An 11,502-nucleotide genomic window follows, 5' to 3' on the forward strand; every position below is an offset into this window, starting at 1 on the left:
CTCGCATTCGGCGTCTTGGGGAGCGGTGCCATGGCGCAAGAGCGGGCTGAGGGAAGCGCGCCTTTTGGTATGCCCGGTCCTCCGCCGCAAATGAAAGAAGTAGCCTATCTTGTAGGTGAATGGGATGTTGATATGAGAATGAAAATGTCCGATACGGCTACGGAGTTCACCCCGACCAAAAGCACCTGCCGTTATGAAAGCATACTTGACGGTTCGGCATTGCAGATGACTTACGAGGGGGAAATGATGGGAATGATGTTTAAGGGGTTTGGACTTCAATGTTTCAATCGCGAAACGAATAAGTGGCAAATGACCTGGAGCGACAATATCGGCGCCTGTATTTCATTTTATGAAGGGGAAAAGAAGGACGGCGTTCTCTCTGTGAGCGGGATTGACCGCTATCAGGGAATGGAATTTTTGACCAGAATCTCCTCTTTCAACGAGACTCCGACCCGTTTCGAGTGGAAAATGGAGATGTCCATGGATGGCGGTAAAACTTTTGTGACCAACGCCACGGCGGTCTATACCAAGAAAAAATAAGGTCCATACTTAAGCAGTCCATTCTTTTCATGGGCTGTCATGCCGAAAGATTGTGGGATGACAGCCTTTTTTTGTCTCTCCAGATAAGATAAATCGCTTGCCATTTGGGAGAATTGGTGATATTTTCTCTCGGTGCGTATGAATAACAAATTTACGGCAGTATTTACGGCGATACCGATACTGATTTCTTAGGCATTCCATTTTTTCCTGATTAATTTATATGGAGGTTTTGATGAAGTGTAAGCTGATTTTGACAGCAGTCATTGCCGGGGCAATTCTTATGCTCCTGCCGGTCGTCATAGTGGCGGAAGAACAGGCAAAAGGGGAAGAAGCCGGTTGCGCTCAGGTGACCAGTATGGAGCGTCCCCGAGTGGTGGGCATAAGAGAATTTCACGATGTAATGGCGCCGGTTTGGCATTCGCTGCTTCCTGACGGCGATTATAAGGCGGTTCGCGAGAAGGTTCCGGAGTTCAAGAAAAGCATGGAGCTCCTGTTGGCGAGCGAGGTACCGGAATATTATATGCATGTAAAAGATGAGTTTACGGCGCGGCGTTTAGCGTTGGCCAAGGCCGTGGCGCATCTGGACACCGTCGCTATGGGAGATAACAACGACCATCTGGCGGTGGCGGTTGAAGAGATGCATACGGCATTCGAGCAGATGGCGCGCGTTCTGGCGCCGCGCATGCGTGAAATCGATAAATTCCATCTGGTTTTATACCCCCTTTGGCATCAGGCGCTCCCCAAATCCGACTTCGCCGCCATCAAGGCTTCCCTCCCGCTTCTGCAGGCTAAAATGGACACTCTAATGAACGCCCCGATACCGGAGCAGTTCAAAGAGCGGGAAGCCATAATTATCGAGACGAGGGCGGAACTGAAAAAATCTGTTGATGAGCTCGACCTGGTCTGCAAAGAAGGAAAAGATGACCAGATTGCCGACAAGTTGACTGTGATGCATGAGTCATTCCGCGCATTGGATGGCGCCTTCGAATGAGTCGGTCGAAGTTTTCTTTGAGTTTTCGACTGCGAGAGTCTTTAGTAAATAAGTTGAGGGCGGATTAAATTCCGCCCTTACTTTTTATTCCCATATTTTCTTTCCATTAGTTTCTAAATCATCCTATATTGTTTTCTGTTAGACGTTTTCATTGGAACAAGCGGTTGTCGCAGGCTGTTTTTCGCCAAAACGGCAAATAAAGACAAAGCCCCTGCGTAATTTTGCAGAGTAAACGACAGATATATTGAAATGAGTTATTTGAAAACTTCTTCATCCGGGCATATCGAATTGACCGCCGGCAGTATTGCCGACGGTGCTGTCGCTGTCTCCCGACGCAGTCTACTGGCAATAATTAAGAATCTGTTCCAGCTCACCAAACCTTCCATCATGCTCCTGGTTCTCATTACCGGCGCCGGGGCGCTGGTAATCGAGGGAAGTATGATGAAAAAGCCGCTGCAATTTTTCCTCTTCATGATAGGGCTTTATCTAACCGGCGGCTCCGCCAACGCCTTGAATCAATATTTCGAGCGGGAAATTGACGGCAAGATGAGGCGCACCCGTCATCGGCGTCCCCTTCCGACGGGAAGACTCTCCGCCGCTGAAGCATTGTTCTTTACGGTTGCCATCGGCGCCGGCGGTGTTGTTATTCTCGGGCTCTGTTTCAACTGGCTGACCGCCGTGCTCTCGCTCGCGACAATTTTATTCTATTCACTCTTTTATACTCTCTGGCTTAAGCCGCACACGGCGCAGAATATCGTGATTGGCGGTATTGCCGGAGCGATGGCTCCGGTCGGCGCCTGGACTGCCGCCACAGGCTCCTTGGCGGTGTACCCCTGGATTCTATTTTTGATAATATTTCTCTGGACACCGCCCCATTTCTGGGCGCTGGCGCTCTGTTTTAAAGATGATTATCGCGCCGCGGGACTGCCGATGCTTCCGCTGAAAGCGGGCGACCGCGAAACGGTGCGGCAGATTCTGATATACAGCCTGCTTCTGGCCGCGGCAAGTTTACTGCCTCTCTTCTATGGCGCCGGGCTGCCCTACCTGGGAGTTGCCGTTGCGGTGAATTCTGTCTTTATCTATCGCGGATTACAGGCAAGGCGAAGTCGGCGCCACAAGGAATACTGGAGCCTGTTCAAATTTTCGTTAATACATCTTTTTGCGCTCTTTGTGGCGCTGATTGCGGATAAATATATCTGAAATAAGTTAATGTGTATTAAAAACATCTATTTTGACGGGAAATAGCAGCGAGGAAGATTGCGATAATTGTTGACAGAGAACGGTTTTTGTTTTATTTTCGCCGCCGTAACTTTCGGGATTGCTAAATGACCGGGCAAGTTGGCAATCATCATCAGCCAGCGCCCCCAGGAAAAGAAACAGGATTGCTTAGTTGGCTCAGATTTTTCCAAAATGGACCAATCAACTTCCGGTTTATTTTATTGCCGGAGCGGTCGTGATTCTGACGGCGGTCGCGGGCATATTCTGGTTCTATGGTTCCCCCAAGTACTCCGATGTCGGCTATCGACCCAAACAACCGGTGCCGTACAGCCATAAGCTGCATGCCGGCGACCTGGGGCTCGACTGTCGTTATTGCCATTCGCAAGTAGAGACCTCGGCGGCGGCCGGCATTCCCCCGACTCAGACCTGTATGAACTGCCATAAACTGATATTGCCGGAAAGCGAAAAGTTGCTGCCGGTGCGGGAAAGCTGGAGTAAACGGCTCCCTATTCAGTGGGTGCGCGTGCACAATCTCCCCGATTTTGTCTATTTCGACCATAGCGTTCATCTCAATGCCGGAGTCGGTTGCGCCAGTTGTCACGGCAACGTGGCGCAGATGGACGTGGTCATGCAGAAAGAGCCGCTTAGCATGTCGTGGTGTCTTGACTGTCATCGCAATCCCGACCGGCATCTCCGTCCGCGCGAAGAACTGACTAATATGAACTGGACCCCGCCTGTGGAACAGCCCGAACTGGCGCGCCGCGTACGGGCGGAAAAAGGAATCAATCCGACCATCGATTGCTCGGGGTGTCACAGATAGAAGATATGGATAAGAAACAGGGAAAAGAATACTGGCGCAGTCTGGAGCAGATAGCGGACACTCCTGAGTTTCGCTCATTTCTTCACCGGGAGTTCCCCGAACATGCCTGGGAATTGGACAATTCAATCTCCCGCCGTAATTTTATATCGATTATGGGCGCCTCGCTGGCGCTGGCCGGGCTGACCGGATGCCGACGACCGGTCGATAAGATTGTCCCCTATGTTGCGCCGCCGGAGGAACTGGTGCCGGGACAGCCTTCATATTATGCCACTTCTATGCCGTTTGGTGTTGGTGGGTACGGTTTGGTGGTGGAAACGCATGAAGGGAGGCCGACCAAGATTGAAGGGAATCAGCTCCACCCCAGTACCATGGGAGCCTCCAGCGCCATCGTGCAAGCATCTCTGCTGGGACTTTACGACCCTGACCGCTCCCGCAAGCCGCTTTACCGGGGTGTGGAAAAAGAATGGGCGGAATTTGTCGCTTTCTGGCATGAACTGTATCCGCGCTATCTGCAGAATAAGGGGAAAGGATTGGCGATAATCGCCGAGTCGACTTCATCGCCCACATTTTATAAGTTGTATGAAGAATTCCTTAAGAATTTCCCTGAAGCAGATTTTGTCGCTTACGAAGCGGTGAGCGACGAAAACATATATAACGGCGTTAAACTGGCGACCGGGCAAACCCTGCAGCCTCTTTATAATTATGACCGGGCGAAAGTAATTCTCTCGCTTGATGCCGATTTTCTGCTGACGGAGAGCGAGAATATAGCGGCCACCAGGAAATTTTCGCAGAGCCGGCGGCTTAAGTCGGAAAAGGACTCGATGAATCGCCTCTACGTTGTCGAGGGAGTCTATTCGCTGACCGGCGCCATGGCTGATCATCGGCTTCGTCTCCCCAGCAGCAAGGTGATTCACTTCACCGTCGCTCTGGCTCAGGAGCTGCAGTCGCTCGGTCTGTCGCTCAGCCTTGCCGACCTGCCAGATTCTGCTGCCGCTGACATTGATAAAAAATGGCTTAATGTGCTGGCAAGAGACCTTCTGACCGCAGCGCAGAAGGCGCTTCTTGTCGCCGGACGGCGGCAACCGCCGGCAATACATGCTCTGGTGGCGGCGATTAACCATGCCCTCGGCGCCACGGGAAATACGGTCGATTATGCCCGTCACGACAGTTTAATTTATTCTGATGCTGCCGCATTCGCCGCGCTTGCTCAAAAAATGGAATCCGGTTCTGTCTCCTGCGTTATAATCCTCGGCGGCAATCCGGCTTACAATTCCGGCGCGGATGTCGATTTAAAAGCGGCGCTCGGCAAAGTTGAGCATTCCATTCATCTCAGTCCATATTTTGATGAAACCTCGCAATTGACTGCGTGGCATCTGCCCCAGAGTCATTTCCTCGAGTCCTGGGGGGATGTGCGCTCGCTTGATGGCACATTGGGCATTATTCAACCGATGATTGAACCTCTTTACGATAGCCATTCCTCGCTGGAGGTGATGAGTCTTCTTGTCACCGGGCGGGACCGCCGGGGGTACGATATCGTGCGGTATTACTGGCAGGATATTTTGAAAGGAATGGAGTATGAAAAAGAATGGCGGAAGATTTTGCATGATGGTCTCAAGGAGGGCTCGGCATTTCCCGTGGTGATTCCCCGGATTGATTTTGCCGCGGTGGCGGAATCTTTGAAAAAAAACCTGCCGTTGGGAAGCTCAGCCGCCGCCGACAATCTGGAAATTGTTTTCACCGTCTCTCCCTCTTTGTTTGACGGGCGCTTTGCCAACAACGGGTGGCTTCAGGAACTGCCTGATTCGATGACCAAGTTATGCTGGGATAATGCCGCTCTCTTGAGTCCAAAGATGGCCGACGCTCTCGGAGTCACCAGCGGCGACATGGCGCAGATAAATTACCGGGGACGTCAGATAGAGATGCCGGTCTGGACAATGCCGGGACAGGCGGATAATACCGTAAATCTTTCGCTTGGATACGGACGCGAAAAAGCCGGTCAGGTTGGCAATGGAGTCGGATTTAATTCTTACCGGATTCGTCCTTCATCATCGCCCGATTTCGGAATCGGGGCGGCCATTCAGAAGACAGGGCGAAGATACCTTCTGGCGACCACGCAGGACCACCAGAGTATGGAAGGACGGCCTATCGTGCGCGAAGCGACCCTGGAAGAATACCGCCGCGAGCCCGATTTCGCCGAGAAAATGGTGGAGCATCCGCCACTGGTGTCGATTTACACCGAGCATAAGTATGATGAAGGGTATCAGTGGGGAATGACCATCGATCTTAATGTCTGCACCGGATGCAATGCCTGCACCATCGCCTGCCAGAGCGAAAATAACATACCGATTGTCGGGAAGGAGCAGGTGCGCCGCGGCCGGGAGATGCACTGGATACGCAATGACCGGTACTTCACCGGCGAAACCGATAATCCCGAAGTGGTGCATCAGCCGGTCACCTGCCAGCACTGCGAAAATGCGCCGTGCGAACAGGTCTGCCCGGTGGCGGCGACATCGCATGACCGCGAAGGCCTTAACGTCATGACTTACAATCGCTGCATCGGCACCCGTTACTGCTCCAATAATTGTCCCTATAAGGTGCGGCGATTTAATTTCTTCAATTACACCGGCAGTATGGCGGAGACTCTGAAAATGGCGCAGAACCCCGATGTCACAGTGCGTTCCCGCGGCGTGATGGAAAAATGCACCTTCTGCATCCAGAGAATCAGCCGCGCCCGGATTGCCGCTAAAAAAGAGAGCCGGACTATTCGCGACGGGGAAGTCGTCACTGCCTGCCAGCAGGGATGTCCGGCCGATGCTATCGTGTTTGGAAATATTAATGACCCGAACAGTCGCGTTTCGCAGATAAAGCAGCAAAACCGCAACTATGCGTTGCTGGCGGAACTGAATACCCAGCCGCGCAATACCTATCTGGCAAAGGTGCGCAACCCGCATCCGGAGCTGGAGCATTATAAACCGACCAGTTCTTAATCGGTGAAGTGATGAGTACAACCGCGAAAGATACCAAAGCGCTTGAAAATCCCGGGACGCAGTTGATAACCGGCAATCAGTCTTTCCACTCCGTCACGGAAAAGATTAGCGGCATTGTGGAAGCCAAAGTCTCGCCATACTGGTATCTGGCAATAACGATTTCATCGCTTCTGGCGCTGGTCTTTTTCGGCTCTATTGGTTATCTGGTCTGGGAAGGTATCGGAATCTGGGGGGTCAATATTCCGGTCGGCTGGGGATTTGCCATCATCAATTTTGTCTTCTGGGTCGGGATAGGACATGCCGGCACCTTGATTTCGGCAATTCTGTTTTTGATGCGTCAGCGCTGGAGAACCTCCATCAATCGCTTTGCCGAAGCCATGACTCTCTTTGCCATTACCTGCGCCTTGATATTCCCGGGAATACATGTCGGTCGCCTCTGGGTGGCGTACTGGATGTTTCCCGTGCCAAATCAGATGGGCATGTGGCCTAATTTCCGCAGCCCGCTCTTGTGGGATGTTTTTGCCGTCAGCACTTATTTTACCGCCTCGCTCCTTTTCTGGTACACCGGGCTGATTCCCGACTTTGCCACCCTGCGCGACCGTGCCAAAACTAAATGGAGAAAAATAATCATGGGAATTCTGGCGCTGGGTTGGCGCGGCGGCAACCGTCAATGGAAACATTATGAACTGGCTTACTTAATTCTTGCCGGAATCTCCACTCCGCTGGTTCTCTCCGTCCATAGCGTAGTGAGCACCGATTTCGCTGTCAGTCTCGTACCGGGATGGCACACCACCATCTTTCCACCCTACTTTGTCGCCGGCGCTATCTTCTCCGGATTTGCCATGGTAATGACGCTGGGCATTCTGGCGCGGAAAATTTTTGGGCTGGAGCATTTTATTACCGTCAATCATCTCGACAAGATGAGCAAAATAATGCTGGTGACCGGCATGATGGTCGGCTACGCCTATATGATGGAGTTTTTCATCGCCTGGTACAGCGGCAATGAGTATGAAATCTTCACTTTTCTCAACAGAGCCTTCGGTCCTTACGCCTGGGCGTACTGGACGATGATAACCTGCAATGTTCTGGTGCCGCAGTTATTCTGGTTCAAGAAAATCCGAAACAGCATCAGCGCTCTCTTCGTCATTTCAATTCTTATTAACGTAGGAATGTGGTTTGAGCGGTTTGTGATTGTGGTGACCTCGCTCTCGCGAGATTTTCTCCCCGCCAATTGGGATTATTACCGACCGACTTTCTGGGATATCGCCACTTTTGTCGGCTCCTTTGGACTTTTCCTGACACTCTTCCTGTTGTTTGTTCGGTTTGTCCCGATAATTTCCATGGCCGAAGTCAAAGGAGTTCTGCCGCAGGCCGACCCGCATCACGCTTCGGAAGAGCAGATAAAGAATGAGAATCATGCAAGATAAAGATAACAGAGAAATATATATCCTGGCGGAGTTTGGAAGCGCCGCCAGTCTGTATCAGGCGGCGGAGAAGATGCGGGATACCGGCCAATACAATTTCGATTGCCATTCTCCCTTCCCCATTCATGGAATGGATGCCGCTATGGGACTGAAACGGTCGCCGCTGGGTTGGATTGCCGGGCTCTGCGCTACTTTTGGGGCGCTCGGCGGGGTGGCGCTGCAGTGGTACGCCAGCACCATCGCGTACCCTCTGGTCATTTCCGGAAAGCCTTTTTTCAGTTTTCAGGCATATTTGCCGGTGACTTTTGCGCTGGGAGTTCTAATGGCAGCCGGGGCGTCGCTGTTTGGTATGCTGGGATTGAATCGCCTGCCACAGTTTCATCATCCGTTATTCCACTCGGAACGCTTCAAAAGAGTCACTGATGACAGCTTCTTCATAAGCGCGGTCGCCGCAAATGCCGACGAGGGAGAAAAACTGCAAAGATTTCTGGAATCGATTGGCGGTCGCAATCTTGAGGTGCTGAAGGATTGATTATGAACGTCCACGACAGAAAGCTACTGCTGCTGCTGGCACTCTTGGCGGCTCTTGTCGCCGGTTGCGGACGGGGGAGACCTTCGGAAAATTCCCCCCTCGCTATTGACCGGGGGATGACAAATCAGCCCAAGTACAAGCTCTATGCGGAAAGCCGATTCTATTCTGACGGCAGCGCTATGCGTCTGCCGGTCCCCGGAACGGTAGCGCGCGGGCATCTTAATGATGACATCATCTATTTCACCGGCAAGGATGATAAAGGCAATTTTGTTAAGAATATGCCGGTCTCCATTACTCGCGCCCTTTTGAAACGGGGTCAGGAACGATATGATATCTATTGCAGCCCCTGTCACAGCCGTCTTGGCGACGGTAAAGGAATCATGATAACGCGCGGCTACCTGCCGCCTCCAACTTTTCATGACGAGCGCATGCGGCAGTTGCCGGACGGCCATATTTTTGACGTCATCTCGCACGGAATCCGCAATATGCCCTCCTATGGACATCAGGTTCCGGTCGCCGACCGCTGGGCGATTGTGGGATATATGCGTGCCCTGCAGAAAAGCCAGAACGCCAGGCTTGAGGATATCCCGGCCGAGTTGCGGCAGGGGATTAGGTGAGTGGGAGAATAATGAAATACGACGACGCAACATATCGGATAACAGATTCGGGAAACATCGGAGCGCGCGCCCTGATTGTCGGCATCGCCGGACTGGCTGTCAGCGCCATCGGATATTTCCTGAATCCGGCGCAGTTTTTCCACTCCTACCTTAACGCTTTTATTTTCTGGTTCAGCGTCGCCATGGGCTCGCTCTTTTTTGTCATGCTGCACCATCTGGTGGCGGCGCGATGGAGCGTTACTTTGCGGCGTGTCGCTGAGAACATCATGATGCAGCTTCCGCTCCTGCTACTGTTTTTTCTGCCGGTCCTGCTGGGTATGCATGAGCTCTTTCACTGGACTCATCATGATGCCGTCGAAGCCGACCTGATTTTGCAGAAAAAGGCTCCCTATTTGAATGTTACTTTCTTTGTCATCCGCGCCGCTGTTTTCTTCGGTGTCTGGATTGCCTTATCTGTTCTCTTATCCAGGGCATCTTTAAAGCAAGATCTGAATCCGGAGGAGGCGATTACCAAAAGGATGCGGGCAATCAGCGCCATCGGGATTATCGCTTATGCTTTTACATTCAGCTTCGCGTCCTTTGACTGGCTTATGTCGCTGGATGCCCACTGGTATTCGACTATTTTTGGAGTTTATATCTTTTCGGGAAGCCTGGTGGCAATTATCTCATTTCTGGTCATATTGGTTTTCTTTATGCGGCGGCAGGGCTTACTCCATAATATGACCACCGCCGAACACTTTCATGACCTGGGGAAACTGCTCTTTGCCTTTACCGTCTTCTGGGCGTATATCGCTTTCTCCCAGTATTTCCTTATCTGGTACGCCAATATCCCCGAAGAAACAATCTGGTTTCGCAATCGCTGGGTCGGTTCCTGGAAAGGAGTCAGTCTGCTTCTCGTGCTGGGGCATTTTGTCATTCCATTTTTCATTCTCATCACCCGCTCGGCTAAGAGGAATCCTGCATTCCTGGCTATCATGGCTTCTTGGATGCTTTTCATGCACTGGGTTGATTTGTACTGGGTGATTATGCCGGGTCTGCAGAAACAGGGCTTTGATCTATCCTGGTTTGACTTGACCGCCTTCCTCGGAATTGGCGGAATCTTTGTCTGGTTGCTTCTCAAGAGAATAGCCGCCCATCCCCTGATACCTGTCAAGGACCCCCAGCTAAAAGCTTCTATGGAATTTACCAGCGAATGAGGCGACCATGACAGAGCAGAGGGATAAAAAAGAAATGACAACCCCCAACGAGGGATATGAAAAAAGAGATGTAAGCGCGAACAAAGTCATCTTTGTCGGCGTTATGGGGATATTGCTTTTGGTCGTTCTGGTGGTCGCGATGATAGATTATTTCACGGTCTTTACTGAAGAACAGATTTATGAGTCCGTGCTCAAGCCGGAGTCGTCGACGCTTCGCGAGCTGCACGCCCGCGAGGCGGAGGCCCTGCATTCATATAAGTTACTTGATGCTGCCAAAGGGGTCTATCAGATTCCGGTGGAGCGGGCTATTGACTTGATGGCTGATTCGGCGTTTCAGGAGAAAGTCCGGCTGTCCGGAGAAAAGACAGGCTTATGATGACCGCAGCGTTCATAAATAAAATCCTAATCCGCAGATCGGCGCCCTTTCTGTTTGGATTCCTCCTTGCGATGGCGGCTCAGGCTCAGGTTCTTCAGGACTCCCTTCCCGAACTTCGGAATATAGATGTCGTCGAGCATCTCGGGGAGAAGATTCCACTGGATACCCGATTGGTCAATGACCGTGGCGACACTGTCACTCTCGCCCAATATCTTGGACAGGGCAAGCCGGTGGTTATGGTAATGGGATATTACAACTGCCCCATGCTCTGCCAGATGGTTCTAAATGGCTTGAGTGATGGACTTCGGACTGTCCCCTGGGAACCGGGCAAAGATTATCTTCTTCTCAATATCAGCATAAATCCGCGAGAGACATACGAACTTGCCGCCGCCAAGAAGAAAAATTATCTGGGATATTTTCGCCGGGACAATGCCGCGGAGGGATGGCATTTCTTTGTCGGTCCGGAGGAACAGACCCGCTCTCTGGCGGAAGCGCTCGGGTTTAAATTTTATTATGATGAAACGCGCCAGGAATATGCCCATGCCGCCGTGGCTTTCATTCTTTCTCCCGACGGAGTCATCAGCCGATATCTCTATGGGCTGACTTTCAAAGCAAATGATTTGAAACTGGCAATACTGGAGGCATCAGAAGGCAAAATCGGGAATACTATCGACCGCATTCTCCTTTACTGTTATCATTATGACCCGGACGCCAAGGGGTATGTAGTCTTTGCCTCTAACATTATGAAATTGGGGGGACTGCTCAGCCTTATCCTCCTTTTTCTATTTTTGGCGATTCTCT

Annotated in this window: 11 protein-coding genes; all 11 read left to right on the forward strand. The window is 51.6% G+C overall.

Annotated elements, in window-relative coordinates:
• A partial coding sequence (locus AB1690_10160; GenBank protein ID MEW6015674.1) for a DUF1579 family protein occupies nt 1–540 on the forward strand: 540 nt, incomplete at its 5' end.
• Between the two features lie 232 nt (nt 541–772).
• On the forward strand, nt 773–1,531 hold the full coding sequence (locus tag AB1690_10165; GenBank protein ID MEW6015675.1) for a hypothetical protein: 759 nt from the start codon (nt 773–775) through the stop codon (nt 1,529–1,531).
• A gap of 249 nt (nt 1,532–1,780) precedes the next feature.
• Entirely contained in the window at nt 1,781–2,731 is a 951-nt protein-coding gene (locus tag AB1690_10170) for a heme o synthase (protein MEW6015676.1), read from the forward strand.
• 190 nt (nt 2,732–2,921) lie between these two features.
• A complete protein-coding gene (locus tag AB1690_10175) occupies nt 2,922–3,569 on the forward strand; it encodes a cytochrome c3 family protein (GenBank protein MEW6015677.1) in 648 nt (215 codons plus the stop codon).
• 5 nt (nt 3,570–3,574) lie between these two features.
• Nucleotides 3,575–6,556 (forward strand): TAT-variant-translocated molybdopterin oxidoreductase, encoded by a 2,982-nt coding sequence (locus tag AB1690_10180; GenBank protein MEW6015678.1) that lies wholly within the window; start codon nt 3,575–3,577, stop codon nt 6,554–6,556.
• Nucleotides 6,557–6,567: 11 nt separating this feature from the next.
• Nucleotides 6,568–7,983: an NrfD/PsrC family molybdoenzyme membrane anchor subunit gene (gene nrfD, locus AB1690_10185; protein ID MEW6015679.1), complete on the forward strand. Its 1,416-nt coding sequence runs from the start codon at nt 6,568–6,570 to the stop codon at nt 7,981–7,983.
• Nucleotides 7,964–8,512, forward strand: coding sequence for a DUF3341 domain-containing protein (locus tag AB1690_10190; GenBank protein ID MEW6015680.1), 549 nt, complete (start codon nt 7,964–7,966; stop codon nt 8,510–8,512). Before nrfD ends, AB1690_10190 begins: the two co-directional genes overlap by 20 nt.
• 2 nt (nt 8,513–8,514) lie before the next feature.
• Entirely contained in the window at nt 8,515–9,129 is a 615-nt protein-coding gene (locus AB1690_10195; GenBank protein MEW6015681.1) for a cytochrome c, read from the forward strand.
• Nucleotides 9,130–9,140: 11 nt separating this feature from the next.
• Complete coding sequence (locus AB1690_10200) at nt 9,141–10,325, forward strand: hypothetical protein (GenBank protein ID MEW6015682.1); 1,185 nt, start codon at nt 9,141–9,143, stop codon at nt 10,323–10,325.
• 7 nt (nt 10,326–10,332) lie between these two features.
• Nucleotides 10,333–10,701, forward strand: a complete 369-nt coding sequence (locus AB1690_10205; protein ID MEW6015683.1) for a hypothetical protein — start codon at nt 10,333–10,335, stop codon at nt 10,699–10,701.
• On the forward strand, nt 10,698–11,502 hold an 805-nt coding region (locus AB1690_10210), incomplete at its 3' end, for an SCO family protein (GenBank protein ID MEW6015684.1). The genes AB1690_10205 and AB1690_10210, both read left to right, overlap by 4 nt.

Source organism: Candidatus Zixiibacteriota bacterium (assembly GCA_040753495.1).
GTDB lineage: Bacteria > Zixibacteria > MSB-5A5 > GN15 > PGXB01 > DYGG01.

What these genes read in the sequence shown, in the direction of transcription:
- AB1690_10165 (MEW6015675.1), top strand. Translation starts at nt 773, where the DNA reads ATGAAGTGTAAGCTGATTTTGACAGCAGTCATTGCCGGGGCAATTCTT.
- AB1690_10170 (MEW6015676.1), top strand. Translation starts at nt 1,781, where the DNA reads ATGAGTTATTTGAAAACTTCTTCATCCGGGCATATCGAATTGACCGCC.
- AB1690_10180 (MEW6015678.1), top strand. Translation starts at nt 3,575, where the DNA reads ATGGATAAGAAACAGGGAAAAGAATACTGGCGCAGTCTGGAGCAGATA.
- AB1690_10190 (MEW6015680.1), top strand. Translation starts at nt 7,964, where the DNA reads ATGAGAATCATGCAAGATAAAGATAACAGAGAAATATATATCCTGGCG.
- AB1690_10200 (MEW6015682.1), top strand. Translation starts at nt 9,141, where the DNA reads ATGAAATACGACGACGCAACATATCGGATAACAGATTCGGGAAACATC.
- AB1690_10195 (MEW6015681.1), top strand. Translation starts at nt 8,515, where the DNA reads ATGAACGTCCACGACAGAAAGCTACTGCTGCTGCTGGCACTCTTGGCG.
- nrfD (MEW6015679.1), top strand. Translation starts at nt 6,568, where the DNA reads ATGAGTACAACCGCGAAAGATACCAAAGCGCTTGAAAATCCCGGGACG.
- AB1690_10205 (MEW6015683.1), top strand. Translation starts at nt 10,333, where the DNA reads ATGACAGAGCAGAGGGATAAAAAAGAAATGACAACCCCCAACGAGGGA.